The sequence below is a fragment of the Streptomyces sp. NBC_00414 genome, assembly GCF_036038375.1.
GTDB lineage: Bacteria > Actinomycetota > Actinomycetes > Streptomycetales > Streptomycetaceae > Streptomyces.
Genome location: NZ_CP107935.1, coordinates 10,296,770 through 10,322,222, shown reverse-complemented (window position 1 = coordinate 10,322,222; position 25,453 = coordinate 10,296,770). Strand labels below are relative to the sequence as shown.

The following is a 25,453-nucleotide window of genomic DNA, read 5'->3' as shown; positions in this document are numbered from 1 at the left end:
ATGTACTCCTCCCTCACACCTCCCCGGCAGGTCAAGATCGGTGATGCCGCTGCGTTCGCCGGGATCACTCCACGCGCCATCCGCCACTACCACGAGATCGGTCTGCTGCCGGAACCCGAGCGCGGCGGAGACGGCCGCCGCCGCTACGGCTATGCCGACATGACCCGCCTGCTGTGGATCCGCAAGATGGCTGATGCCGGTATCAGCCTGGACGACATCCGGGCCGCCTTCGGCGAAGCCCGGGACGAAGCCGGAGACGAAGCCCTGGACCAAGCCCCGGATATCGAGTCGGTCCTGAGCAGACTGGAGGAAACCCTGGCGGCACAGGAAACCACCATCAAACGTCGGCGCGCGGCTGTCCAGCGCCTGCAGGCGGTGGGCAGCCCGCTGGGACTGCTCTCCGAACTGGTCACGGACCGGCTCAGCCACCTGCCCCCGGGCGCGTTGCGCCCCTCCGATCTGGACGCCCTGCTGGTCACAGAACGGATCTTCGGGCCGCTGGGCGCCGCCATCCAGGCCAGCGCATTCATCGTGCTGACCACCCACCCCGACCTGCGGGCCGAGGAGGACCGTCTTGAGGCGGCCGAGGCCGCCCTCGACGACGGCGTCGAACCCGACGACCCGCGCGTCGAAGAGCTCGCCGTACAGCGATGCGCTCACCAAATGGCCCTGAATCAGGCCATCGAGGCAGCTGGTCTCGACGCGGCCGAGGAGAAGATCTTCGAGATCTACGACGCCGACCTGAAAGGGGACGAGGGCACAGAGATGAGTGCCGCCACAGCGATCACCAAGATGCCTTACGACTTCTCTCCTGCCCGGATGCGCTGCGTGGAACTCGCCGGACGGCTCTTCGGCGAGGCCCTTGCCGACGCCCACTCCGCGGACAGCTGATCGCCTGTGCCTGGCACTGACGTGGCCCGACAACCGGTCGCGTTCATCCGCATGTGACCGATCGGGACAGCCGTCGAGCCCGGGCCGTAACCAAGAGTGACATCACAACTGGCCGTACGTGGGGATTCCGAGCTGGCCGCTGACACCAGTCTGCGGTTGAAAAGCCAGCACCTCCCAATCGCCTTGTCGACGCCGACCACCGCCCTGTGGTCGCGAAGGCATCTTGGGCACCAAACGCTTTAGGCGCCGGCACGGGAGCACAGACCACACGCTCGCCGCGTCGACGCCCGGAAGCTTTGCCCGGATAACCGGCCAGCGCACTCGCCCATCGGGATGACTCAGACCAGGGGCCAATGCACCGTTCGACACTGAGGCGCGGGGTCGACGCACGATCGGAGGGGACGAAGAGGATTCAGCCTGAAGGATCCCTGCGGGCGCGGAGTCGACACTTCCTGAGCTGGGGTTTTACCGGGGGGGACGGCTAAAGGGCTGTCCCGCGCAATGACGAGGAGCAATTGTCAAGAGTTATGGATTGGACCTTCCGGCACAGTGATCCCGGCGGCCAGCCGCGAGCCGGGCGTTTCCGCGCACCTTTGAGGCGGGATTGGCGGACAACGGCTCGGCTGTAGCCCCCAGTGTGACAACATCAATGCGTGGGCATCTTCGATTCCATCACGCGTGGCCTCGGAAGCCTCCGCCCGGTCTCCGACGCGGAACTCGAAGACGAGCGCGAGGCGCTGCGACAGCGTTACGTATCCAGCGGGGATGTCAACGAGTCGTCGAAGCTCTACGACGAGCTGCACCGCTACGACAAAGAGATGACGCGCCGTGCAAGCGAGGCCTATGCCCGTGAGAACCCGAACCCACCAGAGCCCAGGCATCGCGAGCACGGGTGGTACCTGCCGAACGACGACTAAGAGTCGTACCGCATGTGCGGTGCCATCCTGATAAGAATTTGAAGGCAAGTCGTATGCGCGGCGACGGACTTTACCGACAGCGTGACCTGTGACGGAACCACGGCTACGACCACGACAAGTACCGCCGACCAGCCTGAGACCACGGCGCCCCTTGATCGCCCGTCGCGGCACCGAGCACACCTCCGGCCGGGACGCCCAACGCTGTGTTGCGGAACGCGCATTCGTCCGACTCCCCTGGTTCCGCCGCCTGAGCAGCCACTGGGGGATCCGCGACGACATCCACGCAGCATTCCTCACCCTCGGATGCGCAGTCATCTGCCAGCGACGGCTCAAGAATCACCGGATGGGACGCCGACGGGGCAGCGGCTGTCCACAGCGAGACCTTCCGCTCTTCGGCCTTGAGGCCACGAAGTGTCCAAAGCCCGTACAGAGCCAGCAGTGGTTTACCCCTCATCCACTCGCCAGGACGGTAGTCATCCGCTCGCACGAGCCTCTCAGCAAGATCAGGGCGCTGTCGCCGCAAGTACGCACGGGCCTTGCGCGCGTGAGCCGGTTGGGAGGTGATCTTGATGCGGTCGACATCCTCAAGCAGCGGGATGACGTTCGAGATGTTCTCCCAGTTCGTCGCGCTCCGGTCTTCGAGGAGCACCATGCCGTCGAACCCAAGCACCGACTTCGCGTAGTCAGCCATCAACCGGGCTTCCGAAGCGTAGCTGCCGGTCGGACCCCCGCTGAAGATGATGAGAGTGCCTCACGCACCGTCCGAGCGGAGTTGCATCCGATGCATGTGCCGCTCTTGGGTGAGCGAGACGATTCGGCTGGTCGTCCCGGCGGCCAGGATGGCGGCCAGGATGAGGAGTGCGCGATCCTGAGCTGGGCCTTTCCTTGAAATGGCAACGGCCTCGATCCGCTCGGTGCTGGCCTCCTGAAGGACGGCGTCGCCACGCATCCACATCGCCCGGCGGTGCTCGCTGGCGCCGTAGCCGAGAGCGGTGACGGCCATCCAGGCAGTCGCGGCGCATCGCCGCGCCGTGACTGACGCGTACCGACCGTTCAGCGGCGCGCTCCTGGAACCGGCCGCTGACGATCGAGCTGCGGACGTTACTCGTGACGAGAGGGCGAAACGGACACGCCTACGGCCCTCAGCTCGCTGTCGCGTACACGATGAGGTTGTCGACAGGGTGCCCCTGCGCGTCGAAGTCGCCGTCGCACGTGACGAGCCGTAGCGCACGTTCCTGGGTCGGCCCGTAGACCTTCTCCGTCGGGAAGGCGTTCTTGGCGACGCTCTCCATTGCCGTGACGGTGAAGTGGACGACCTTTCCCGTCCTGTCGGTGACGGTGATGTCCGCACCCTCCTTGATCTTCTTCAGGTCGTGGAAGACGGCCTCGCCGAAGCGGGTGTCGTTGTGGCCGATGATGACGGCCGCGCCGATCTCACCGGGCACCGCACCGCCCGTGTACCAGCCCGCGGTCATGCCCTCCTCGGCCGGCGGGACCTGGACCGTCCGGTCCGTGTTGAGGCCCAACTCCATCAGCGAACTGGTGATCCCCAGGGAGGGAACGGCCATCTCGGCAGGGGCCGCCGGAGCGTCGGCCGCAGGCCGCTCAGACTTCGGAGCGCCCGACGCGGCGGCGGGGGCGGTTGGGGCGACCCGGGCCGTCGGGTCGGGGCCGGACGAACAGCCGGTGAGCAGGGTGACGAGGGTCAACAGGGTGAGGGTCGCGAGGCGGGCCCGGGACAGGGCCGGACGGTGTGCAGGGGGCAACTCGGGCTCCAGAACAGGGTGCGAGGGTTCGCCGGAACGCACAGGGCGCCGCCTGGTGAAGGGCGGCGCCACCGTTTCGTACGAGAGGTCGTGCTGCCGGGTCAGCCTTCGCGGCGGGCGGCGGTGCGGCGGCGCAGTACGTAGGTGCCGGCGCCCGCGAGCAGCAGCGCGCCGGTGGCCGAACCGATGAGCGCGCCGGTGTTGTCGTCCTGGGCGGGGGCCTCGCCCGCGGCGACACCGCCACGCGGGTAGTCCTTGCCTCCGGCCTTCCGGGCTTCGGCGGCCTTCCGGGCCTCGGCCTCCTTGAGCGTCCTGGCGTCCTCGGCCTTCTTCTTCGCCAGGGCCTCCTTGTCGGCCGAGGTCGAGTCGGTCGCGCCCGGTGTCGGCGTCGGATCGGTGGCGAAGGCCGCGGTGGCCGGGACGAGCAGCGCGCCGGCCGCGACGCCGGTCAGGACAGCGATACGCAGCGGGCGCAGGGTGAGACGGCGGGACATGTAAGGGCTCCAGTTCCAGCCCGGCTTGGTCGTTCCTGGTTTGCCGATCCGCACCAGGTTCCGGGCATGGCTTCACCCTGACGGCCACCTGTGAGGAAACTGTCAGAGTGCTGTCGTCATCCCGTCAGGGTCGACCGGGGCCCTGCGGCTTCCGTGACTCGGCTGTCGGCAGCCGCAGAGTGAAGGTGGCCCCCTCCCCCTCCGTGCTCGCCACGTCCACCGTGCCGCCGTGGGCCTCGGCGAGCTTGAGGACGATCGCCAGGCCGAGGCCGCTGCCGCCGGTGCTGCGATTACGGGACTTCTCCGCCCGCCAGAAACGGTCGAACACGTACGGGAGGTCGCCCGCCGGAATGCCACTGCCGGTGTCGGACACCTCCACGACGAGCTCGTCCCCCGGGTCGGTGACGTACCGGCGCAGGGTCACCGTGCCACCGGCCGGGGTATGGCGCACCGCGTTGGAGAGCAGGTTGCTGACGGTCTGCCGCAGCCGTACGGGGTCGGCGTCGAGGAGCGGTGGGTGCGGGGTGCCCGGCGGCGGTGTCAGGACCGTGAGGGTGACGCCCGCCGTCTCGGCCAGCCCCTGGTGCGCGCCGGCGACCTGGCCGATCAGCTCGTCGATCCGTACCGGCTTGCGGTGCAGCCGCAGGGCGCCCGCGTCGGCCGCGCCCAGATCCTGGAGGTCGTTGATGAGGTGCTGGAGCTGCACCGCCTCCTCCAGGAGCGAGGAGACGAACGCGGGGTCCGGCACGGCGAGTCCGTCGTGGGCGGCCTCCAGCCAGCCCCGGATGTTGCTCAGCGGTGTTCGCAGCTCATGGGCGACATCGCTGACCATCACCTTGCGCTGCTCCTCCAGGCGGGCCCGGTGCGTGGCCATGTCGTTGAAGGCCGCCGTCAGCCGTCCGATCTCATTGTCAAAGACGACGGGCACGGGCACCGCCGTCACGTCCAGGCCCTCCCGCATGCGCTGGGCGGCGCCGGTGAGCGCGTGCAACGGGCGTACGAGCCTGGCTCCGGCGAGCACCGAGGCGCCGACGGTGAGGGCGAGGACCAGGGCGGTGACACCGGCGATGCGTGCGGTGTTGGCGCGGGAGAGGTCGAAGCCGGGCACGCCGGCGGCACCGGGGCCGTCGATGAACAGGAGTGCGGGCTCGGCGACATATCCCGTGAGCTGTTCCCGGCGGGCGCTTTCGACACAGCTGGCCACGGCCCGGTCGTACGCACTGTCGCGGATCTCGGCGGGGGCGTAGTCGAGTGCGCCGCCGGAAGCCGCTTTGCGTTCGGCCGTCGCGGCGTCCTGTGCCTTCTTGGCGGCCAGGGCCTTCGCCTCCCGTTCGCTGAGGCCGTCCTCGGCGCCGGAGACCGCGTCGTACCGCCCGTATGCGTAACTCCGGTCCCAGGACAGGTCCAGGTTCAGTTTCACGGCGGTGCGACCCTGTCGTTTCAGACAGGCGTCAGCCAATTGGTTGAGGGCACTCAGGGCCTTCCGCTCGGTCGCGGTGGGACCGACGGGGTAGGACGCAAAGCACTTGGCCTCCATGTCACGGTCGGTGACGTTGTCGGTCTCCCCCTCGGTCTCGTCACTCACGAACTGGACGCGGGGCCGTCCGCCCGGGCTCTCGACGACGTCGGCGGCGATACCCATCCGGCTGAGGCACTCCACCCTCCCGGCGGCGGCCTTCCGCAGTGCGTCGTGTTCCTTCGCGGGCAGCCGGAAGGGCCCCACGGCCCTTGGATCGACACGGTCGGCGCCGGCCTTGGCCGCGTCGGGCACCAGCACGGTGTCGACGGAGCGTGGATCCACGACCGCCGAGGCCTGCTGAGCGAGCAGATCGTCGGACGAACCGCTGTCCGCTGAGCGCGAGTCGGCCGAGTCCACGAACGGGCGTCGGCCGGGCGTGGTGAGCACGATCCGGCGCCCGGACTCCAGGGCCAGATCTCGCACGGTGGTATCGACGCCGTCCCAGTCGGGGTGGGTGGCCGCGTAGCCGAGGAGGGTGTTGTAGATCTTCGCGTCGGACTTGAGGTTCTGCCCCTGCTCCTGGCGGATCGCGACGGAGGTCGTCTGCACGGCCAGCCAGGCGGTCGCGGCGACCGAGCACGAGGCCACCAGCGCCGACACGGTCAACAGCCTCCCCGCCAGGCTCTTACGCAGCGGCAGCCGGCCGGCCCCCACCGCACCTCCCTTGTCAGGACGCCGCATGGCGCACGTTCTTCGCGGGATCCGTGAGTTTGTAGCCGACGCCGAAGACGGTGATGAGGCGTGCCGGCCGTCGTGGGACACGCTCGATCTTCTTGCGCAGGTTCATGACGTGCACGTCGACGGTCCGGCCGCTGATGTACTTGTCGAAACCGTGCAGCTCGCCCAGGAGTCGTGCCCTCGTGAAGACCCGGCCGGGCTCGGCCGCCATCGCCGCGAGGAGACGGAACTCACCGGGCGTGCACTCGACGGGCATCCCGGCGACCGACACCTCGTGCCGCAAGGGATCAACCCTGAGCACACCGACCGTCAACACCTCATCGTCCGGACCCACTTCGGGCTCCGAGGCGGGAGCGGGGGCGAGCACGGTCGCCGGAGCCGGGTCGGGGCCACGCCGGTTGCGGCGAAGCAAAGTCCTTACCCGGGCGGTGAGTTCACGCGGACTGAACGGCTTGGTCATGTAGTCGTCGGCGCCGAGGTCGAGGCCGAGCAGCAGATCGTCCTCGGCGCTGCGGGCCGTCAGCATCAGCACCGGCACCTCTCGGCGTTCGGCGCGCAGGACCCGTACGACGTCGAGACCGTCGGCCCCGGGCATCATCACATCGAGGACGACCAGGTCGGGTTCCAGGTGCCGGACCGTCTCGAGGGCCGTCCGGCCGTCCTCGACGACCGTGACGGCGTGACCCTCGTGCTCCAGGTAACGACGCACCAGTTCGGCCTGCTTCGCGTCGTCTTCGGCGACCACTATGTTTGCGCACACGCCGCAGATCGTAGCGACCGCCGGCGCCGGGAGGTCGGAAGTATCCTTACCGTGACGGCGGTTCGGTGGTGGACAAGGGAGGGTCCAGGGCTCCCGCCGAGCGCCCCGTAAGGTCGAGGAGCAGCTCGGCGAAGAGGGCATCACCCCACCCCGACCAGGAGCGGGTGAAGGTCGCGGGGTCGGCCAGGGGGGAAACTCGCGACAACGGCGTTGACCAGCGCACCCTTTACGCGTCGCACGCCTCCATCACCTGGGCGGCCGCGCAGAAGGAACGGGCGCTGGCTTGAGGTCTCAGGCCGCTTTCCCCGTGTGCGGTTCGCGTGCCGCACGGTGGTGTTCGGCGTTGACACGGCGGGCTTCCTCGAGCTGGTCCTCAAGGATGACGATGCGGCAGGCCGCTTCGACGGGGGTGCCCCGGTCGACGAGCGTCCGGGCGCGGGCGGCGATGCGCAGCTGGTAGCGGGAGTAGCGGCGGTGGCCGCCCTCGGAGCGCAGCGGGGTGATGAGGCGGGCGTCTCCGATGGCGCGCAGGATGCCGGGGGTGGTGCCGAGCATGTCGGCGGCCCGGCCCATGGTGCAGGCGGGGTACCGGGGTACGCGCTCCGATGGTCGGCCCGTGATCATCAGCGGGCCGTGATGATGCCTTCGCGCGGCAGCTGGCGCCTCGGTCCTACAAGAGCCCGATGAGGTGAGCGAGCCATCGGCCTGGGACGTCGGAGTTCAGCAGCCAGGGCAGCGCCACTCCTGCCGGGGCGCGAGCGCGCTGACCGCAATGCAGGTGGCGCTGAACCGTTTACTCAACGGGGAGCGTTGCCCTCGTGCGCACAGGGCCGCGACGCGTGCAGTGACGAGCAGGACGAGGAGGCATCCCGTCAGCAGGAGGGCGCCGTAGCCGATCAGCGTGGCTGGGGCGGCACCCACGGTCTGCCCTGCATCAGCTTCGGTACCGGTCCGGGCAACAACGGCTCGATGAGCGACCACAGTTCATCCGACACAATCCACGGCCGCGACTGACGTTTCGCCACAACCAGACCAACGAGCGAGGACACCCACAGTCACATGATCAACAGCTTTTGTTAGAAGCAGTTAGTCACGCTTGCGCACTGAAGGTAGATCGCCCCGATGCGAGTGCAAGCGCGGCCGCCAGAGCAGAGCCGACGGCGAGGATGAGGAATAGTCTGTCGTAGCCACCCAGCTGTCCCGCCAGAGCTGCTCCCGCCCAAGGCGCAAGCGCCGCGGCCACCGTTGCCGGAGCGATCAGAAGTCCGGACAGGCGGCCGTAGTTCGTGGTTCCCCAGCGGTCGCTGACGGCGGTGGCCTGGAGGAGCGTGAGGTTGCCGCGTACGACTCCTGCGAGGACGGCGAGCAGGATCAGCAGCGGGATCGGGCCGGGGATGAGGGCAAGGGCCGTCGTGGTGGCGCCGCCCGCGGTGAACAGGACCGCGGTGCGGGTGGTGACGCTGGTGGTGCGGGTCAGGGTGGCGTAGAGGGTGCGGCCCAGCGTTTGGCCGGCTCCTCCGAGGCCCAGTGCCCAGGCGGCTGTTGAGGGGCCGGCGCCTCGTTCGATCATCAGCGGGACCATGCCGAAGACGACGGCGTACATGGCGAAGCCGGAAGAGGTGAAGGCCAGGACCAGGAGCAGGAACGGGCGGCTGCGGGCGATCGGTGTGCGGTTGGGCGCCGGTGTGGACGGTGGGGCCGGTGGCCAGAGGGCTCGTAGGGCCAGGGCGTGCGCGGGGATCGTCACGGCCGCGAGGATGACCGCGAGCACGACGTAGGTGGCGCGCCAGCCGAGGTGGTCCGCGAGCACGGCGGTGAGCGGGGCGAAAATCGTGCTGGCGAGTCCGCCGGCGAGGGTGACGATGGTCAGGGCGCGTACGCGGTCGGGTCCCCACCAGCGGGTGACGGCGGCGAAGGCGGGCTGGTAGAAGGTGGCGGCCATGGCGAAACCGGCCAGGAGCCATCCTGCTGTGAAGACATAGAAGTTCGGGGCTGCGGCGATGGTCAGAACGGCCGTGACCGCGAGCACGGAGCCGGTGGTCATGACGGTGCGGGGGCCGCGGCGGTCGAGGATGCGGCCGATGGGGATGCCGGTGACGGCCGAGATCAGGAGGGCCGCAGAGAACGCCGCGGTGGCGGCGCTGGTGGACCATCCGGTGTCCGCTGTCAGGTGCGGGAGCAGGACGGGGAAGGCGTAGTAGACGATGCCCCAGCTGGTGATCTGGGTGGCGCAGAGTGCGGGCAGTGCGGCGCGGGGCCGCGAGCGGCTCGTTGGCGTGCCGGTCGCGGCCTCGTCGGTGTGCAGGTGGGTCATCAGCAGATCAGCAGCAGCCGCCACCGGCGGCGACAGGTTCGCCCGCGTTGGCATCCGTGTCGGAAGTGGCTGTGCCTGATGTGCAGCAGCTGCTGCCTTGCTGCTTGGCGAGGGAGTCTGCGTCGGCTTTCACGACGTACATCTCCCAGGGTTCCTGGCCGGGGCCGTGGACCCAGACTTTGTCCTGGAGTGCATAGCAGCAGGTGGTGTCGTTCTCTTCGTCGGTGATCAGGCCTTCTGCGCTGAGGCGGGTGGTGGCGGCGTGGACGGCTTCGGTGGTGTCGACTTCGACTCCGAGGTGGTCCATGCGGGTGTCCTCGCCCGCCGTGCCTTCGATGAGGACGAGCTTGAGCGGGGGCTCGGCGATGGCGAAGTTGGCGTAGCCGTCGCGGAGTTTGGCGGGCTCGGTGCCGAACAGTTTGCTGTAGAAGGCGATCGAGGCTTCGAGGTCGGGGACGCGCAGGGCGAGCTGTACACGGGACATGATCTTTCCTCCTGCGTAGGAAGGACGCGTCCGGCCGGGCTTTGGCCGAGGCGCGATGGTGCAAGGCCGGGCGACAGCCGGTGGTCAGCAGCTGCCGGATGCCTCGGGCCTGCCGATCTGGAGGGCGGACGTGGCGGATCCGATCTGGACCAGGGAGGGCGCGGGGGCGCAGCATCCGCCGCTGCTCTCCTCGGCAGCCGCCTCGTCGAAGAGTCCTGCGCCGCCGCAGACTCCCGTCTCGGGCAGGGTCAGTTCGACGCGCTCGGCTGCTTCCTGGTCTCCGGCGAGGGATGCGGTGATGGAGCGGACCTGCTCGTATCCGGTCATGGCGAGGAAGGTGGGGGCGCGGCCGTAGGACTTCATGCCGACGAGGTAGACGTCCTTCTCCGGGTGGGAGAGCTCGTTGACGCCGTGCGGGTAGACCGTGCCGCAGGAGTGGACGTTGGGGTCGATGAGCGGGGCCAGCGCGGTCGGGGCCTGGAGGCGTTCGTCGAGGCCGAGGCGGATCTCGGACAGGAAGGTCAGGTCGGGGCGGAAGCCGGTGAGGACGATGGCCTCGTCGACCGCGTCGAGGTGTCGGCCGTCCTCTGCGATGAGGATCAGGCGGCCGTCTTCGTCCCGTTCGATGGTCTCGGTGCGAAAGCCGGTGACGGCGTCGGCGTGGCCGTTGTCGACGGCTGCCTTGGCGGCCAGGCCGAGGGCTCCGCGGGCGGGGAGCTGGTCGGCTTCGCCGCCGCCGAAGGTGGAGCCGCTGATGCCACGGCGCAGGATCCAGACGGCGTGCGTGCCCGGTTCGTTCTGGGCGAGGTCCGCAAGGGTTGCGAGCGCGGTGAAGGCGGAAGCTCCGGAGCCGATGACCGCGGTGCGCTTTCCTGCGTAACGCGACCGTACGGACGGGTCGTTGAGGTCGGGGACGCAGTAGGTGATGCGGTCGGCCGCCGCGTTCTCGCCGAGCGCGGGCAGGCCGCTGGCGCCGGCCGGGCTCGGGGTGGTCCAGGTGCCGGAAGCGTCGATGATCGCGCGGGCAAAAAGGCGCTCCTCGCCGCCGTCGGCGGTGGTGAGGTGGACGACGAGGGGCTGGCTGTCTCGGTCGGCGTCGACGATGCGGTCGCGTCCGGCGCGGGAGATGCCGGTGACGGTGGCGCCGTAGCGGATGCGGTCGCCGAGGGTGTCGGCGAGGGGCTGGAGGTAGCGTTCGGCCCAGTCGCCGCCGGTGGGGTAGGTCGTCGCCTCGGGCCGGCTCCAGCCGGTGGGGGCGAGCAGCTTCTCGGCGGCGGGGTCGGTGAGCTCGCTCCAGGTCGAGAAGAGCCGGACGTGGGACCAGTCCCGCACTGCGCCGGCGGCCACCGGTCCTGTTTCCAGGACCAGGGGCGTCAGCTGCCGCTCCAACAGGTGGGCGGCGGCGGCCAGGCCGATGGGGCCGGCTCCGATGACGACAACGGGCAGATCCTGGGCAGCGGGCGCAGTCACGACGGGCTCTCCTCGGTTTCGATGTTTGTCGATGTCCTCTGGTCATCAGGATGCACCCGGGTTCGATGTGCGTCAACATAGAGATTCATCGAAATAGTCGCGCCCGTTCGGGCAGATCCGTTCCCCTTCGACTCTTGGCAGGTGATTAGATGAGTGTCAACATAGAGGCATGTCGAAGTTAGTCTCTGTCTCCGGTGCTCCGGACACCACCACGTCTCTGGCTTGCTGCCAGCCGCTGGGGCAGGAAGAGCTCTCCGCGCCCGACGCAGAGAGGATCGCGAGCATGTTCAAGGCCCTTTCGGACCCGGTCCGTCTGCGGCTGTTCTCCCGGATCGCCGCGCAGCCCGGCGGCGAGGCGTGCGTCTGTGACATCCAGGACGTCGGCGTCTCCCAGCCCACAGTCAGCCACCACCTGCGCAAACTCCGTGAAGCGGGTCTTCTGGTCTCCGACCGGCGGGCCAGCTGGGTCTACTACCGGGTGGCCCCGGGCGTACTCGCCGGCATGGCGGGTCTGTTGTCAGCGGCGGCGTGAGCTGAGCCGGTCGCCGAGTGGCGACACACTCCGGTGGGTTGAGGGCTGAGCCGCCCCGGACCGTGCCGTGCCCGTCCACTCGCATTCCCAGCCGGACGACGCTGGGGTGAGGAGAAAAGATGTCCCGTGAGGCCGCGGAGCCTGCCGAGAACGCGGAGTGCTTCCAGCTGAGCGCGGCGGATGCGGTGTGGTGGGCCGGCGTCTTCAAGACACTGGGCGATCCGGTACGCCTGCAACTGCTGGTCCATCTGGCGGCACGGCAGGGAGCGGAGGTCGCGGCGCACGACATCTGCGATGTGGGAGTGGCTCAGTCCACCGTGAGTCATCACCTCAAGCGGCTGCGGTGCATGGGGCTCGTGGAGAACAGGCGGGAAGGGCGCATCGTCTACTACCGCATGGGCGCCGGGGTCCGTTCGGCGCTGATGCAGATCCTTCAGCGCGACCAGGCCGAGGCACCCACGATGCCGTCGGCGCCCGAGACGGCCAGGGCGCCCCTGGTGGAAGACTCCAGCCCGTTGCCGCCCTGAGGGTGAAGCGGCGGCGCCGGGCCGGAAACGGTCGCGGGCCCTGAGCCTTGCCTGCTCAGGGCCCGCTGATCAGTCCGGTACGGCTGCTCCTACGAGGGCTCGATGGTGAGCGCTGCCCGTCAGGAGACTGCGGCGGCGGCCGGGGACACGGTCGCCGGCTGGTCCAAGTGGACCGTGGTGTCGCACAAGCGCTCGACCTGCGCCGGGTCGTGGGAGACGAGAAGGACCGTCCGGCTGCCGCGCAATGCCGCGATGGACTGCTCGACCGTGTCTCGGCTCTGTTCGTCGAGTGCGCTGGTCGGCTCGTCCAGAAGCAGGCACTCCGGTTCCAGGGCCAAAGCCCGGGCCAGGCACAGGCGCTGTCGCTGTCCCGCGGACAGGTTCTGTGCCGGCGAGTCGAGCCGGTCGGAGACCTCCTTCCACAACCCGGCCTCGCGCAGGGCCTGTTCCGCTCGCTCCTTCAGCACTTCCCGCGGGGCCCGCAGGACGTGCCGCAGCCCGAACAGGGCGTTGTCGAGGATGCTGCCCCCGAAGACGACCGGTGTCTGGGGTACGAGGACGATCTTTGCCCTGAGGTCGGCGTCTCCCTTGCCGGGCGCGATCGGCCGCTCCAGCACCTGCAGGTCGCCGTCCCTGGTGAGGCCGGTCGGGAGGAGGTCCACCAGAGCACGCAGGACGGTGGATTTGCCGGCGCCCGACGGCCCGCACAGCCCGGTGGTGGAACCACGCTCCAGGCTGAAGGAGACCGGCCCGACCAGGGTCTTGTCACGGCTGAGCACGCGCAGTTGACGCACGGCGATTACGTTGTCCATCGCTCTCCTTCGAAGCGGTTGCGCAGCGCGACCGCCGCGCTGAGGAGTACTGCGGTGATCAGTACGAGGACCATGGCGCTCCCCCAGGCCTGGGTGACGGCCTGGGGGTCGCCCGAGTCCTGGGAGAGGGTGAAGATGTGCGTGGGCAGCGCCTGGACCGGTGATTCCACGACGCCGCTCGGGAAGGCGGGAGCCCCGAAGAAGACGGTCGCCGTGAACAGCAGCGGCGCGGTTTCTCCCGCTGCGCGGGCCAGGCCGAGGAGCAGGCCGGTGAGCGTGGCGGGCCAGGCATAGGGGACGACGACCGAGCGGATGAACTGAGCGCGCGTCAGCCCCAACGACAGGGCGCTCTCGGTCAGTTCCGGTGGCATGCTCCGCACACGCGCGGAGGTGGCCAGGGCGATCACCGGGATGACGACCGGCACGAGCACGATGGCTCCCGCCAGCCAGGATCTGCCCCATCCCATGGTGCTGGACAGGATGACGAACCCGGCCAGCCCCAACAGGATGGTCGGCGCTCCGCCCAGCACGATCGTCAGGGTCTGCAGCAGCCGTGCGACCCGTTCGGATGCGTGGACGCCGATCAGGATGCCCGCGCCGAAGCCGAGCGGGAGCGCGATCAGACCCGTGGTGACGATGAGCAGCAGGGTGCCGACGATCTGGTCGCGTACGCCTCCGCCCGCGGCGCCCGTGGCCGAGGTGAACCAGAAGGACGGGTTGAACGCGGAGCTTCCCCGCGTCACCAGGAGGGCGAGCATGCCGAGGAGAAGAGCGGTGGGCAGCAGCAGTGCGCCCAGACGCAGTCCCATGGCGAGCCGGTCACGCTCAACGCGCATCCGGGGCGCGCCGCGGAAGGCGGGGGCTCGCTTGTCCGACGTACCGCGTCTTTGGCCTCGGGTTCCCCAGATGGTGGCCGCGGCCACGAACGCCAGGAGGACGAGGCCCAGTCCGCACAGAGCGGCGAAGTACGGGCCGGATGTGCCGGCCAGCACCGGCTCGGGGCCGGCCAGTTTCGTCGTCAGTGTCTGCCCCGGGTGCACCAGCGAGTGGAGGAACCCGTCGAAACTGGTGGGCAGTCGCCCATCGGCCCGGCCCACCACCAGGAACACGGCGATGGCTTCGCCGAGCGCGCGGGCCAGGCCGAGCAGGACGGCGGAGCGCATGCCGGGCCGGGCGAGGGGCAGCACCGCGGAGCGGATGACCTCGCGGCGGGTCAGGCCCAACGAGAAGGCGGCCTCCCGGTAGCGGTCGGGCACCGCGGTGAGCGCGTCGACGCTCACCGCCACGATCGTCGGCGTGATCATGACAGCGAGAACGATCCCGGCGGCCAGGAGGCTGTCCCCGCCCGGTACGTCCCCGATCCAGGCGACGACGGGCCGGATGACCATGATGCCGATCAGGCCGTAGACGATGGACGGTACGGCGGCAAGCAGCTCCACGCACATGCGCAGCGGCCGGGCCACGCGGGGCGGCAGGTACTCCGACAGGGCAAGAGCCGCTCCCCAGCTGACGGGTACGGCCAGGATCAGAGCGAGGGCGCAGACGACGGCCGTGCCGTAGATCATGGCGAGGCCGCCGTAGGCAGCGTTGGGAGGGCTCCAGGAAGCGTCGGTCAGCAGGGCCGGCCAGTCGACCGAGCCGCTGCTGATCCCCGCGACGAGATAGCCCACGACCACGAGAAGAAGGGCTGCCACGGCGAACACCCCGGCGCCCGTCCAGCTCCAGACCCATTTCGAGGGGCGTGGCCGTATCTCTGCGTCAGGTGGCGCGGCATCGCGCGCCAGTGTGGTGGTCATCGACTACTTACCGATTTCCTTGAGCGTCAGATAGCCGTGCTTGGTCATCAGCTTCTGGCCCTTGGTGGTCAGGACGTAGTCGATAAACTTCTTGGCCGTCCCCTCCGGCTTGCCGTCCGTGATGAAGTACAGCGGCCGGGACATGGGGTACTTGCCGGAGGCGATGTTCTCGGGTGACGCGGCGATGCCGTCCAGGGTGACCACGGCCAGGTCCTTGTGCCCCTCGACGAAGCTGGTGGACAGCGGGGCCACCGAGCCGGGGGTCGACTTCAGCTTGTTGCGGGTTTCGAGGTTGCCGCCCACGATCGCGAAGTTGTCCGACTCCGGCGGCGCGGGGGCCTTCTTGTCGCCGTAGATGTACTTGTCGAGCACCTCGCGGGTCCCGCGACCTGGCTCCTTGTCGTAGACGAAGACCTTGAGATCGGGTCCGCCGACTTCGGACCAGTTGGTGATCTTGCCTTCGAACAGGTCCCGTACCTGATCCACGGTGAGGTTCTTGACGCCGGCGTCGGCGACCTTCTTGGTGACGATGATGCCGACGGCGTCCGAACCGATCTGGGTGGATTGGAAGTCGGTGTCGGGGCTGGCGGCCTTGTCCTCGTCCGCGAGGGGCTTCGAGCTCATCGCAATCTTGATCTGGCCTGCGGCGAGCTGGGAGATGCCGCCGGCGGAGCCGCCCTGGGTGGCGACGGTGATGTCGAGGCCGTCGGCCTTGAGGGCCTCGGCGGCGTCCGCGGCCACGGGGGCTACCGTGGTGGAGCCGCTGACCTGCAGTGCACCTGATCCTCCCGCTTTTCCGTCGGCGCAGGCCGTGGCAAGGGACGCGAGGACCAGAGCGGTTGAGGCGAGGTGGGCGAGGCGGCGCTTCGTGCTGAACACCAGTGGGGCCTTTCTGTCTTCATGGGATACCGCGGCGTGGATGTGGGCATGGGTGTGCGACATTTCTCGGTCCCCTCTGCGGCGGTCACTGAGGTGACGGCTGGAGGGAAACCGGCCTGACGTAGCTCTGCGACGACAGGTGCACACCTGTGCCGTCCGCGCTGTGGCTGGTGTTCATCTCGCTCGTGTGGAGCGAGGCGAGGCGGCCGGGCGGGCGGTGCAGGAGTCGGGGTGTGGGCAGCGGAACGCGGGCACCGGCTGGAGCCGGCACCACGAAGGACGTACGTATGAACATGTCAGATCCTTAGGGAATGGCGGTGCCCTGAAGGGATTACGCGGGCAGCACGAGCCCCAGGGGGCGGCTGCCTGCGCAGGCTGCAGACGGATCTGTAGCGGTGCAGTAGGGACGGCGCTGTGCGTCGTCATGGCTGTGGTGCCTTCGGCTCAGGGCCGTCGGCACCGCGGTGACGGAGTGCTCCTCCTCAGCGGGTGAAGGTGATCCAGACGTGGCCGAACGCGGCCAGGTGGACGTGGAGTCCGTCGCTCTCCTGCGTGGTGTGCAGGGCGCCGCGGACGAAGTGGGCCTGCTGGCCTGCGGTTTCGGGCAGGAGAGCGTCCAGGCTCGCCGAGACGGCGTCGCTGGAGGGGTTGTGCAGGCACAGCACCTGGCACGAGCGGTCGGGCGACTCCCGAAGAACCGCCCACACGCCTCCCGCGGCGGCGAGCGGCCGCGCGGTCGAGTCGTCCGCGAAGGCGGACGCGATGGAGGGCGGCAGCGGACAGCCCATCTGATCAGCGGGGCCTTGGAGGGTGGCCTGCAGCGACGCGAGCAGTGCGGGGACCGCGTCCTCGGTGCGTACCGTGGCGGCGGTCGGGGTGGGGGGACTCATAGAAGTGGCCTTCCTGTCATGGCGGATCCGGTCTTGTGTCCCAGCAGGTGCAGGATCGTGGGGGCGACGTCGGCGAGCGTTGCCCGCTGGGGCAGCGCGGCGGTGGCTTCCTTGTTCGCGGGCACCACGACGAGGGGCACCGGGTGGGTGGTGTGCCCGCCGTAGGGGCGGCTGGTTCCGTCCGGTGCCTGCTTGGTCATCTTCTCGGCGTTGCCGTGGTCTCCCACGAGCAGCAGCCACCGGCCCGACTCGGCGGCGGCTGCCGCGATGCGTGCCACCGCGGCGTCGGTGTGTTCGCAGGCTTTGACGGTGGCCGCGTAGTCGCCGGTGTGGCCGACGACGTCGATGTTGGCGAGGTTGGCGATGACGAGGTCGACTTCGGGGCGGGCCGCGGCGTCGAGGACGGCGTCCGTGACCTGGTCGAGGTTCATCTCCGGGCGGGCCTTGTAGTCGGGGGCGCCGGGGCCGGTGATGCGGACGTGTTCCTCGACGCTGCGTGCCGTGCTGTCACGCCCGTTGATGTAGTAGGTGACGTGCTCGAACTTCTCGGCCTCGGCGATGCGCACGCTGCGTACGCCTGCGGCGGTGAGTTCGTCGGCCAGCCCTCCGGAGGCGTCCGCGCGCTGCACCAGCGCGGGGATGTCGGCGCGGGTGTCGTACTGGGCCAGGCTGAGGGTGTCCACCGTGCGCGCGGTGGCCGCCAGGTGCTCCAGCAGGCGGTCGGCGAGCTGCTGGATGCGGTCGCTGCGGAAGTTGAACCACACCAGGCCGTCACCGTCGGCGATGCGCGCTCCCGGTGCGTCCCGCAGGACGCTCGGGTCCACCCACTCGTCGCCGCGGTCGGAGGCGTTAGCGGCTTCGGCCGCGGTGTTCACCTCGGTGCCCTCCGCGTCGGCCACCAGATGGACGGCCTTGTCGGTCAGGTCGAGGTTGCCGGCCTTGTCCATGGCGTAGCCGCGGCCGATGACGCCGGCGATCGCTCCGGTGCCGGCTGCTGCGGCCAGTTCGGTGACCTGCGTCAGGTAGGTCTCGGCGGTGCCGTCGGCCACGTCGCGTCCGTCGGTGATCGCGTGGATCCACACACGGGGCACCTGCCGGGCGGCGGCCGCGGCCAGCAGCTCGCTGAGATGCCCGACGTTCGCGTGGATCTGCCCGTCCGAGCACAGGCCGACCAGATGCAGCGCCCCTCCCCTGGCCGCGAGCGCGTCCAGGAGGGAGACCAGGCGCGGGTTCTCCCGCAGCTCACCGGAGTCGATGTGCTGCTGGACCAGGAGGCTGTCGTAGGGCAGAGGCCGTCCCGCTCCGATGACCATGTGGCCGATCTCGGAGTTGCCGACGGTGCCCGGCAGCAGCCCCACGGCCTCACCGGACGCGTCGGCCAGCGTGGAGGGGTAGCGGCCGGTCAGCTCGTCCAGAACAGGTGTGGATGCGGCGTCGACAGCGTTGTCCTCGGCCGGCGGGGCGTGGCCCCAGCCGTCCAGTACCAGCAGGATGCCCGGGTCGCCGGGCGTGGTGTCCGGCGCGGTCACTTGGTGCTCTCCAGGGTGGGGTGGAGGGTGTCGAGGGTCTGCCAGAAGGTGGGGAAGGACTTTGCGACGCAGCCCGGGTCCTTGATGACGACGCCTTCGGTGCGCAGGCCGGCGATGGCGAAGGTCATGGCGATGCGGTGGTCGTCGTAGGTGTCGATGGTCGCGCCGTGCGGGGTGCCGCCGGTGATGTACATCGCGTCGGGGAGTTCCTCGACCTCGATGCCCATCTTGCGCAGTTCGGTGGTGACGGCGGCGATGCGGTCGCACTCCTTGACGCGCAGCGAGGCGATGTTGGTGATGCGGGTGGTGCCTTCGGCGTAGGCGGCGACGGCGGCCAGGGACGGTACGACGTCGGGCATGGCCTCCATGTCGATGTCGATGGCGCGCAGCGGGCCGCCGGTCAGGGTGATCTCGTCGTCGGTGACCTGGGTACGACAGCCCATCCGCTCCAGGGTGTCGACCAGGTGGACGTCGCCCTGGTGTGAGCCGGAGCCGATGCCGGGGATGACGACGCGGCTGCCCAGGATGGCGGCGGCGGCCAGGAAGTAGGACATGCCCGAGGCGTCGGGCTCGACGGTGACCTCGCCGCCGCGGGCCTGCTGGCCGGCCGCGACGGTGAACGTGCGGTAGCCGTCGCGGCCGACGTGCACGCCCATCTCCTTGAGGGCGGCCAGCGTCATCTCGACGTACGGCTTGGAGACCAGTTCGTCCGCGATGGTGATGTGGGTGTCGTTCTCGGCGCGCAGCGCGTTGATGATCAGGCTGGAGGTGAACTGGCTGGAGACGACACCGTTGATGGTGGTGGCGCCGCCTTTGAAGGAGCCGCCCACGACGCGGATCGGCGGGCTGCCGTTGCCGCGGACCGCGGTGGCGTCCACACCGAGCGGCGGCAGCGCCTGCAGCAGGTCGCCCATGGGCCGCTCCTGCATGCGGGTGTTGCCCGTGATGATCGTGGTGCCCTGGGCGTGGCCGGCCATGGAGATCAGGAAGCGCAGGGGGGTGCCGGCGCCGCCGACGAAGATGTCGTCCTTCGGGGCGCGCATGGGCCGGCCGGTGGGAGTGACGTGGATGCTGGCGGTGGCGTGGTCGACGGCGCAGGTGACGTGGCCGAACGTCTCGATGGCGCGGGCGAAGTAGAGGGTGTCGTCGGACAGCAGGGCGCCGTTGATGACGGTCTCGCGGCCCGAGAGGGAGGCGATGGCCAGGTAGCGGTTGGTGTAGCTCTTGGAGCCGAGGACGTTGACGCGTTCGTCGAAGGCCGCCAGGGGCAGCACGGATACCTCTTCGGCCTTCAGGCGCGGGTCGGGTGTCGCGTTCATACGGTCCTCCGTGGGGTTGCGCGGATGCGGGCCTTGGGGCTGGTCAGGCTTTGACGACGCGGCAGGCGAAGCATTTGTAGGCCTGCTGGCCGGAGAGGTTGTCGTAGTACTGGTCGTCGGGCAGCGTGTTGGCGGGTTCGTAGCGCGGGTCGTCGAAGAGGTCGCCGACCTTCTGGGCGGGGCCGAAGGTGTTGGGAACGAACACGGTGTCGGGCCGGATGCCGTCCCAGAAGAGTGCGGTGCCGCTCACGGCGCCCCGCGGGCTCTCCACCCGTACGTCGTCGCCGTCGGCGATGCCTGCGCGCTGGGCCGTCTTCGGGTGGATCTGGATGAAGCGGATGCCGTTGAGCTGTTTGCCGGTGGGGGTCCAGTGGGTCATCTCGGCGAAGTGCACGACGCTGGGTCGTCCGGTCATGCCCATCAGCGGGAAGGTGCGGTGCACGTCACCGTTGCCGGGCACGCCCAGTCGCACCGGGTGGGTGAGGGCCTGCGGGTTGATGGGGCTGGTGACCAGCTTCTTGCTGTAGGCCACGGTGGGGTGGGCGCCGGTGACCTCGGGGTGGGTGTAGAAGATCGGCAGCGCGGTGTGTCCGGCGGTCGACAGGCTCTTCTCCAGCGCGGGGGTGGTGAGTTCGACCTTGCCGCTGGGGGTGAGGAAGCGTTTTCCCCGATGCGCCGCGTCCAGGGATTCCGCGGCCTCGTACCAGCTGGGGTGGTCGAGGTAGAGGGTGCTGACCCCGGGGTGCTCGGGTGTGGGGCACGGCCAGCGCAGCGGCTCGGTGCGCTTGCTCATGCGCTCGCGCGTCATGCCGCCCGCGCCGGGCGTGTGCTTCACGAAGTCGGCCCACAGGTTCTTGTAGTCCATCCACCGCTTGGGGAACGCCTCGCGCCATTCCTTCGCCGGGCGGCGGGTGTCGAGGTCGGCCAGCGCGTGGGCGAGGCCGATCCAGATCTCGTAGTCGGGGCGGGACTGGCCGACGCGGTCGACGACTTGGTCCTGCCAGCGGATGGCGCGGTCGTCGCGGCGCATGTAGACGCCTTCCATCTCCAGTCCGCTGCAGACGGGCAGGATGATGTCGGCGTAGGTGGCGGGCTCTTCCATGAACAGGCCGGTGTAGACGTAGAAGTCGAGCTGTTCGAAGGCTTTGCGGACCTTGGTGGTGTTGGCGGAGGACACCAGCGGGTTGCCCTGGGTGATGACGGCGCGCAGCTGGTAGGGCTGGCCGGTGAGGATGGACTCGGCGAAGTAGTCCGGGCCGACCGGCAGGGCTTCGCGGCGCTCGGGCGTCTCGGCTTCCAGAGGCGGCAGGTGCAGGTCGCCGGGCCAGGTGTTGTGCATGAAGTTGCAGCCGCCGCCGGGCTTGCCTATGTTGCCGGTGATCGCGGCGAGGAACGTGAGCACCCGGTAGGTGTCGAAGGCGCCGAGCTGGTGCGAGATACCGGCGTTGCAGAAGATCGCGGCAGGTTCGGCGCCGGCGTACTCCTCGGCCATGGCCGTGATGGTGGCGGCGGGCAGGCCGGTGACCTTCGCGGCCCAGGCGGGCGTGTACTGGTGCTTGGCCAGATGGGCGCGCAGCTCACCGAAGCCGGTCACCCACCGGTCGGTGAACGCCTGGTCGTACAGGCGCTGTTCGACGATGTGGTGCAGCATGCCGAGCAGCAGGGCCAGGTCGGTGTGGGGCTTGGGCGCCACCCACCGGTCCGCGGCTGCTCCGGTCGGTGTCAGTCGGGGGTCGACGACGGTGAGCGTGGCCTTGGTCTTCTTGCGTTCGCGCAGCAGGTAGTCGAACGTCACCGGGTGGGTCTCGGCCTGGTTGGTGCCCAGGAACAGGTAGTGCCGGGCGGAGCCGAGGTCGTCCTTGCCCGTGGCGCCGTCGATGCCGTAGCCGTTGGTGAAGTTGCCCAGGCCGAAGGTGGCCGCGAGCGCGTTGCCGCCGGCGTCGTTGCAGACCGGGCCGACGTCGGTGTTGTTCGGACTGCCCAGCATCGCGAACAGGCGGCCCACCAGAGAGCCGGTGCCGCGCGGCATCCGGCCGGTGGTGCGGTTGGCGATCGTGTGTACCTGGCCGGTGTCGCGCAGGTGCAGCAACTTGCGGGCGATGGTGCGGTAGGCCTCGTCCCAGCTGATGGCCTCGAACTTGGAGTTCGCCGCACCCTTCTTGCCCGAGACACGACGTAACGGGGTGGTGAGGCGTTCCTTGTTGTAGACCAGCTGCGGCATCATCTCGGCCTTGACGCAGACCTGGCCGTTCTGGACGGGGTCGCCGTCCTCGCCGCGGACGGCGATGATCCGGTCGGCCTTGAGGTCGACGTTGAGGCGGCAGTTGGAGTTGCAGAACTGGCAGGCCGTGGCCACCGTCCGGTCCGGGGTCAGGGCCGCCGACTGGTCGGTGAAACTCGCGCCCGGAACACTGCCCGGGGTGTCGGGGCTGCCGGACTCGGCAGCGCTGGCCGCCACCAGCGGCAGCAGAACAGGGGCGCCCAGGCCGGCACTGCCGACGACGCTGCCCCGGACGAATCCTCTTCGGGAGATCCCATGCTGGTCGTGCTTCATGCGCGTGAGCGATCCTTCCGCCTGGTGTGGGGACAAGGCGGGCATGGCGGTGCCCGCGGCCGTGCGCACCCGGGCGCACGGCCGTGTCAGAAATTGAGGGGCAGCGAACGAAGCTGCGTCAGAGGGCGTGCTGGGGCGACGGCGTGCTCGCCGACACTCGCACCGCGTTGAGGAAGGTCTTCAGAATGACGTGCTCATCGCCGGGGGCGGAGGACAGTTCGGGCTGGAAGAGGCTGCCCATGAAGAACGGGTGTCCGGTGATCTCCAGGGCGCGCGGCGCGCCGTCGCTGTCCCAGGCGCTGATCTGCAGGGAGCCCTGGCTGGCGGCGCCCATGAAGTCGGCCGTCAGCCCGTACTCGCAGTGGAAAACCTCCTCGACGTTGGTCGTGCCGTAGATCGAGGCGAGCAGCGAGTCCTCCTTGACCGTCAGGGGGGCCTTCTCGCCGCGGAATGAGCATGTCAGGGGGGTGACCAGGGGCAGGAGCTTCTCCGGGTCCTCGTCCACGCCTTCCGCTTCGGGAAGGTGCAGCACGTTCTGCGCGTGCTCGATGAGGGCGCTGAAGAACCCGCCGCAGGTACCGAGGAAGGGCAGCGCGTTCTCACGGGCGTGGCGGACGGCGAGGTGCACGCCCTTCTGGTCGAAGTACGGCGCCCCGGGGACGACCCAGATGCCGTCGAACCCGTCGAGCCGGGAGGCATCGTGGATGTCGACCGTCGGAACCCACTCTGTGACTACGTCCCACTGCTCGCGCATGGCGTCGATCTTGGGGTGAGACGGCTCATCGTGGTTGCCACGATCGCCCACCAGGGCTAGGCGAGGCTGCGCAGAGTCTGACATCGTTTTCCCTTCAAGGATTGCGGGCCAGGCGTGGGACAGCCGTCGCCAGCGACCGTTCCAGCCCTGTAAAACCGCAGCGAGCAGTGCGCCGACCGCACGACCGCTGCGTTCTGGTGGGGATGTGATGTGGTGTCAGGAACCGTGCCGCCACAGCGCGGTTGAAGGGTGAATGGAGCGCGCAATACGCCTACGGCACGGCCGGGCACATTAATGAGCCAACCGTCTGCCTGTCGGGTCCATGCAACGTCTTTCAGCCCCCCTGGCACCAGGACGGGCCCGCTCGTACAGGCCCCCGTGCTGCTTCTCGCTCAATGTATCGATGGCGGTCAAAGTATTCGAGACCCGGTTTTCAGCCGACGGTCTTTTTCCGCCAACCCCGCTCAACACCGCTCACGAACCACCAGTCCGAGGCACGTTTCCGCAGGCCATCAGGGAGCAATCGCCGGTAACAGCACACACCGAAGCCCCCGCACAGCCAGCGGCGCGCCACGCAGACGCGAAGAGTTGCCATCGCGGACATGACCGACCTCCTTCAAGTCTCCGCAGGTCAATGCCACTTCGAGCCACATGCGGGCGCAGAGTGGAGATCTCGGGTAGATGGCTGAAACGAGAGTCCAAAGCAAGCCGTTATCAACAGCATTCACTGTTGATACCACTCGATGCTGGTTAGTCTGTGGACCGCCGGAGGTCGGCCCTCATCCCCCGTGGAGACCGGCCTCCGGCACCCCATCACAAGCGGCCCCGCGCACGAACACGCCCCGGGCCCGCCGCTGTTGGCGTCCCCCAGCCTGATTGCGTCCTTGAGGAGATCTTTGTGAACCGCCCTGCCGGACATCCCCGCCGATGGCAGATTCTGGCCATCCTGTGTCTGAGTCTGGTTCTGATCGGGCTTGACACCCTGATCCTGAATCTGGCCCTGCCCAGCATCCAGAAGGACCTGGACGCCAGCAGCAGCCAGTTGCAGTGGACCGTCGACTCCTACGCACTGGCCTTCGGCGGACTGCTGCTGATGGCGGGAGGACTGTCGGACCGCTTCGGCCGCAAGAAGCTGCTCGCCATCGGACTGGCCGCCTTCGCAGTGACCAGCCTCGGTGCCGCGTTCGCCTCCAGCCCCGAACTGCTCATCACTTTCCGCGCCACGATGGGCATCTCGGCAGCCTTGATGATGCCCGCCACCCTGGCCATCATCAAGGACGTCTTCCCGCCGGAGGAACAGGGCAAGGCCATCGGCATCTGGTCGGGCGCCGCCGCGGTCGGCGTACCGCTCGGCCCGGTCGTCAGCGGCCTGCTGCTGGAGCACTTCTGGTGGGGCTCGATGTTCCTCATCAACGTGCCGCTGGCGGCCATCGCGCTCATCGGCGGCTTCAAACTGATCCCCGAGTCCAAGGCCGACGGCCACCCCGGCCTGGACCTCGTCGGCGCGCTGCTCTCGGTCGCCGGGCTCGTCGCCATCGTGTACGGCCTGGTGGAAGCCCCCCACAACGGGTGGGGCGACATCGTGACCCTCGGCTCGCTCCTCGCCGGCGTCGCACTCATGGTCGGTTTCGTCCTGTGGGAGAAGCGCACCGAGCACCCCATGCTCGACATCGGCCTGTTCCTCAACGCCCGCTACGGCGGCGGCGCCTTGGCCATCGCCTGCACGTCCTTCGGCCTCTACAGCGGCCTGTACCTGCTCACCCAGTACCTGCAGTCGGTCCTTGAACTGGACCCGCTCGGCGCCGGTCTGCGGATGCTGGCGATCGGCACCATGATGATCGGCGCTCCGCTCTCCGCCAAGCTCGTCGAACGCACAGGCCTCAGGAACACCGTGGTGATCGGCCTGGCGCTGTGCGCGGTCGGGCTCGGCGTTCTCGCCGGACTGCAGATCGACGACGAAGCACAGGCCCTGTGGGGTCTTGCCGTGTTCGGCCTCGGCATGGGTATCGCCCTCCCCGCCGCCGTGGACGCCATCCTGGCCGTCTCCGCGGCCCGCCAGGCGGGCGCGGGATCCGCTGTCGCCGACGTGGGCATGCAGGTCGGCGGCGCCCTGGGCATCGCGGTCAGCGGCAGCATCATCGCCACCCTCTACCGCGACGACCTCCCCAAGGCCGCGCAGGTGCCGGGAGAGGCGGGCGACGCCGTACGCGAATCTCTCGCCGGTGCCTCCGCGGTCGCGCAAGAGATCGGCGGGGCGGCCGGCGAGCGGGTGCTGTCCGCCGCTCAGGAGTCCTTTGTGCACGGCTTCACCGGCACGTTGACGGTCGCTGTCGCGGTCGCAGCCGTCGGAGCGATCGCCTCCGCGTTCATCCTGCCCCGCGGGCAGACAGTGGAAGAGGACGGGGCTCCGGTCGCGGACGTGCCCGCGGAGCCCGAGGCCGACGCCCGGACCGGCTCGTAGTCGGGCACGGCCACCATGCGTAGGATCGAACACGCAGTTCGCCCCGCCTCCAACAGCACCCGCGCCGCCGGTGCCGGCCCGAGCGACGGGCGCGGGGGTGACAAGGA

Annotated in this window: 24 protein-coding genes and 1 pseudogene; 6 read left to right on the top strand and 19 right to left on the bottom strand. The window is 69.2% G+C overall.

Annotated features, from left to right (window positions below; all coding sequences use genetic code 11):
- Both OHS59_RS44230 and OHS59_RS44225 read left to right on the top strand, forming a co-directional pair.
- Positions 1-891: a MerR family transcriptional regulator gene (locus OHS59_RS44230; RefSeq protein ID WP_328498989.1), complete on the top strand. Its 891-nt coding sequence runs from the start codon at positions 1-3 to the stop codon at positions 889-891.
- A gap of 653 nt (positions 892-1,544) precedes the next feature.
- Complete coding sequence (locus OHS59_RS44225) at positions 1,545-1,808, top strand: hypothetical protein (protein ID WP_328498988.1); 264 nt, start codon at positions 1,545-1,547, stop codon at positions 1,806-1,808.
- A gap of 373 nt (positions 1,809-2,181) precedes the next feature.
- On the opposite strand, the pseudogene OHS59_RS44220 reads toward OHS59_RS44225, so the two are convergent.
- The 7 genes and pseudogenes from OHS59_RS44220 to OHS59_RS44190 all read right to left on the bottom strand — a co-directional run.
- Positions 2,182-2,556, bottom strand: a pseudogene (locus OHS59_RS44220) (YdcF family protein); the annotation flags it as partial.
- A 3-nt stretch (positions 2,557-2,559) separates the two neighbouring features.
- Entirely contained in the window at positions 2,560-2,811 is a 252-nt protein-coding gene (locus OHS59_RS44215; protein WP_328499591.1) for a hypothetical protein, read from the bottom strand.
- Positions 2,812-2,950: 139 nt separating this feature from the next.
- On the bottom strand, positions 2,951-3,574 hold the full coding sequence (locus OHS59_RS44210) for a class F sortase (protein WP_328498987.1): 624 nt from the start codon (positions 3,572-3,574) through the stop codon (positions 2,951-2,953).
- A 101-nt stretch (positions 3,575-3,675) separates the two neighbouring features.
- Positions 3,676-4,068: a hypothetical protein gene (locus tag OHS59_RS44205; RefSeq protein ID WP_328498986.1), complete on the bottom strand. Its 393-nt coding sequence runs from the start codon at positions 4,066-4,068 to the stop codon at positions 3,676-3,678.
- Positions 4,069-4,192: 124 nt separating this feature from the next.
- The gene (locus OHS59_RS44200) at positions 4,193-6,268 is read right to left on the bottom strand and encodes a sensor histidine kinase (RefSeq protein WP_328498985.1); all 2,076 of its coding nucleotides are present in this window, start codon (positions 6,266-6,268) and stop codon (positions 4,193-4,195) included.
- Positions 6,255-7,025, bottom strand: a complete 771-nt coding sequence (locus tag OHS59_RS44195; RefSeq protein WP_328498984.1) for a response regulator transcription factor — start codon at positions 7,023-7,025, stop codon at positions 6,255-6,257. Before OHS59_RS44195 ends, OHS59_RS44200 begins: the two co-directional genes overlap by 14 nt.
- Positions 7,026-7,316: 291 nt before the next feature.
- On the bottom strand, positions 7,317-7,649 hold the full coding sequence (locus OHS59_RS44190) for a helix-turn-helix domain-containing protein (RefSeq protein WP_328498983.1): 333 nt from the start codon (positions 7,647-7,649) through the stop codon (positions 7,317-7,319).
- Positions 7,650-7,835: 186 nt separating this feature from the next.
- Here OHS59_RS44190 and OHS59_RS44185 point away from each other — a divergent pair, with 186 nt between their 5' ends.
- Positions 7,836-8,039 (top strand): hypothetical protein, encoded by a 204-nt coding sequence (locus OHS59_RS44185; protein WP_328498982.1) that lies wholly within the window; start codon positions 7,836-7,838, stop codon positions 8,037-8,039.
- Positions 8,040-8,115: 76 nt separating this feature from the next.
- Here the strand turns inward: OHS59_RS44185 and OHS59_RS44180 are convergent, their stop codons facing one another.
- From OHS59_RS44180 to OHS59_RS44170, 3 genes are all read right to left on the bottom strand, one after another.
- Positions 8,116-9,339, bottom strand: coding sequence for an MFS transporter (locus tag OHS59_RS44180; RefSeq protein WP_328498981.1), 1,224 nt, complete (start codon positions 9,337-9,339; stop codon positions 8,116-8,118).
- Between the two features lie 7 nt (positions 9,340-9,346).
- Complete coding sequence (locus tag OHS59_RS44175; protein ID WP_328498980.1) at positions 9,347-9,823, bottom strand: ArsI/CadI family heavy metal resistance metalloenzyme; 477 nt, start codon at positions 9,821-9,823, stop codon at positions 9,347-9,349.
- Between the two features lie 84 nt (positions 9,824-9,907).
- On the bottom strand, positions 9,908-11,293 hold the full coding sequence (locus tag OHS59_RS44170) for an NAD(P)-binding domain-containing protein (protein WP_328498979.1): 1,386 nt from the start codon (positions 11,291-11,293) through the stop codon (positions 9,908-9,910).
- A 169-nt stretch (positions 11,294-11,462) separates the two neighbouring features.
- Here OHS59_RS44170 and OHS59_RS44165 point away from each other — a divergent pair, with 169 nt between their 5' ends.
- Together OHS59_RS44165 and OHS59_RS44160 are read left to right on the top strand one after the other, a co-directional pair.
- Positions 11,463-11,825 (top strand): ArsR/SmtB family transcription factor, encoded by a 363-nt coding sequence (locus tag OHS59_RS44165; RefSeq protein WP_328498978.1) that lies wholly within the window; start codon positions 11,463-11,465, stop codon positions 11,823-11,825.
- Positions 11,826-11,944: 119 nt separating this feature from the next.
- Positions 11,945-12,352, top strand: coding sequence for an ArsR/SmtB family transcription factor (locus tag OHS59_RS44160; protein WP_328498977.1), 408 nt, complete (start codon positions 11,945-11,947; stop codon positions 12,350-12,352).
- Positions 12,353-12,471: 119 nt separating this feature from the next.
- Here the strand turns inward: OHS59_RS44160 and OHS59_RS44155 are convergent, their stop codons facing one another.
- The 9 genes from OHS59_RS44155 to OHS59_RS44115 form a co-directional block, all read right to left on the bottom strand.
- Positions 12,472-13,164: a phosphate ABC transporter ATP-binding protein gene (locus OHS59_RS44155; RefSeq protein ID WP_328498976.1), complete on the bottom strand. Its 693-nt coding sequence runs from the start codon at positions 13,162-13,164 to the stop codon at positions 12,472-12,474.
- Entirely contained in the window at positions 13,152-14,960 is a 1,809-nt protein-coding gene (pstC, locus tag OHS59_RS44150; protein ID WP_328498975.1) for a phosphate ABC transporter permease subunit PstC, read from the bottom strand. Before pstC ends, OHS59_RS44155 begins: the two co-directional genes overlap by 13 nt.
- Positions 14,961-14,963: 3 nt before the next feature.
- A complete protein-coding gene (locus OHS59_RS44145) occupies positions 14,964-15,839 on the bottom strand; it encodes a phosphate ABC transporter substrate-binding protein (RefSeq protein WP_107019767.1) in 876 nt (291 codons plus the stop codon).
- An 85-nt stretch (positions 15,840-15,924) separates the two neighbouring features.
- Complete coding sequence (locus tag OHS59_RS44140) at positions 15,925-16,134, bottom strand: hypothetical protein (RefSeq protein ID WP_328498974.1); 210 nt, start codon at positions 16,132-16,134, stop codon at positions 15,925-15,927.
- A gap of 187 nt (positions 16,135-16,321) precedes the next feature.
- Positions 16,322-16,729, bottom strand: a complete 408-nt coding sequence (locus tag OHS59_RS44135) for a hypothetical protein (RefSeq protein WP_328498973.1) — start codon at positions 16,727-16,729, stop codon at positions 16,322-16,324.
- Positions 16,726-18,258 carry a 2,3-bisphosphoglycerate-independent phosphoglycerate mutase gene (gpmI, locus tag OHS59_RS44130; protein ID WP_328498972.1) on the bottom strand — a complete coding sequence of 511 codons (1,533 nt, stop codon included), beginning with the start codon at positions 18,256-18,258 and terminating at the stop codon, positions 16,726-16,728. The genes OHS59_RS44135 and gpmI overlap by 4 nt, the downstream gene beginning before the upstream one ends.
- Entirely contained in the window at positions 18,255-19,577 is a 1,323-nt protein-coding gene (aroA, locus tag OHS59_RS44125) for a 3-phosphoshikimate 1-carboxyvinyltransferase (protein WP_328498971.1), read from the bottom strand. Before aroA ends, gpmI begins: the two co-directional genes overlap by 4 nt.
- A gap of 43 nt (positions 19,578-19,620) precedes the next feature.
- The gene (locus tag OHS59_RS44120) at positions 19,621-22,131 is read right to left on the bottom strand and encodes a molybdopterin-containing oxidoreductase family protein (RefSeq protein WP_328498970.1); all 2,511 of its coding nucleotides are present in this window, start codon (positions 22,129-22,131) and stop codon (positions 19,621-19,623) included.
- A 118-nt stretch (positions 22,132-22,249) separates the two neighbouring features.
- The gene (locus tag OHS59_RS44115; RefSeq protein WP_443061605.1) at positions 22,250-22,885 is read right to left on the bottom strand and encodes a glutamine amidotransferase-related protein; all 636 of its coding nucleotides are present in this window, start codon (positions 22,883-22,885) and stop codon (positions 22,250-22,252) included.
- 898 nt (positions 22,886-23,783) lie between these two features.
- Between OHS59_RS44115 and OHS59_RS44110 the strand changes: the two genes are divergently transcribed.
- Positions 23,784-25,346: an MFS transporter gene (locus OHS59_RS44110; RefSeq protein ID WP_328498968.1), complete on the top strand. Its 1,563-nt coding sequence runs from the start codon at positions 23,784-23,786 to the stop codon at positions 25,344-25,346.
- Positions 25,347-25,453 lie beyond the last annotated feature (107 nt).

Excerpts from the sequence above, each read along its gene's own strand:
- OHS59_RS44230 (WP_328498989.1), top strand. The coding sequence starts at position 1 with ATGTACTCCTCCCTCACACCTCCCCGGCAGGTCAAGATCGGTGATGCC.
- OHS59_RS44215 (WP_328499591.1), bottom strand. The coding sequence starts at position 2,811 with ATGGCCGTCACCGCTCTCGGCTACGGCGCCAGCGAGCACCGCCGGGCG.
- OHS59_RS44205 (WP_328498986.1), bottom strand. The coding sequence starts at position 4,068 with ATGTCCCGCCGTCTCACCCTGCGCCCGCTGCGTATCGCTGTCCTGACC.
- OHS59_RS44200 (WP_328498985.1), bottom strand. The coding sequence starts at position 6,268 with ATGCGGCGTCCTGACAAGGGAGGTGCGGTGGGGGCCGGCCGGCTGCCG.
- OHS59_RS44190 (WP_328498983.1), bottom strand. The coding sequence starts at position 7,649 with ATGATCACGGGCCGACCATCGGAGCGCGTACCCCGGTACCCCGCCTGC.
- OHS59_RS44180 (WP_328498981.1), bottom strand. The coding sequence starts at position 9,339 with ATGACCCACCTGCACACCGACGAGGCCGCGACCGGCACGCCAACGAGC.
- OHS59_RS44175 (WP_328498980.1), bottom strand. The coding sequence starts at position 9,823 with ATGTCCCGTGTACAGCTCGCCCTGCGCGTCCCCGACCTCGAAGCCTCG.
- OHS59_RS44165 (WP_328498978.1), top strand. The coding sequence starts at position 11,463 with ATGTCGAAGTTAGTCTCTGTCTCCGGTGCTCCGGACACCACCACGTCT.
- OHS59_RS44160 (WP_328498977.1), top strand. The coding sequence starts at position 11,945 with ATGTCCCGTGAGGCCGCGGAGCCTGCCGAGAACGCGGAGTGCTTCCAG.
- OHS59_RS44155 (WP_328498976.1), bottom strand. The coding sequence starts at position 13,164 with ATGGACAACGTAATCGCCGTGCGTCAACTGCGCGTGCTCAGCCGTGAC.
- pstC (WP_328498975.1), bottom strand. The coding sequence starts at position 14,960 with ATGACCACCACACTGGCGCGCGATGCCGCGCCACCTGACGCAGAGATA.
- OHS59_RS44140 (WP_328498974.1), bottom strand. The coding sequence starts at position 16,134 with ATGTTCATACGTACGTCCTTCGTGGTGCCGGCTCCAGCCGGTGCCCGC.
- OHS59_RS44135 (WP_328498973.1), bottom strand. The coding sequence starts at position 16,729 with ATGAGTCCCCCCACCCCGACCGCCGCCACGGTACGCACCGAGGACGCG.
- aroA (WP_328498971.1), bottom strand. The coding sequence starts at position 19,577 with ATGAACGCGACACCCGACCCGCGCCTGAAGGCCGAAGAGGTATCCGTG.
- OHS59_RS44120 (WP_328498970.1), bottom strand. The coding sequence starts at position 22,131 with ATGAAGCACGACCAGCATGGGATCTCCCGAAGAGGATTCGTCCGGGGC.
- OHS59_RS44115 (WP_443061605.1), bottom strand. The coding sequence starts at position 22,885 with ATGCGCGAGCAGTGGGACGTAGTCACAGAGTGGGTTCCGACGGTCGAC.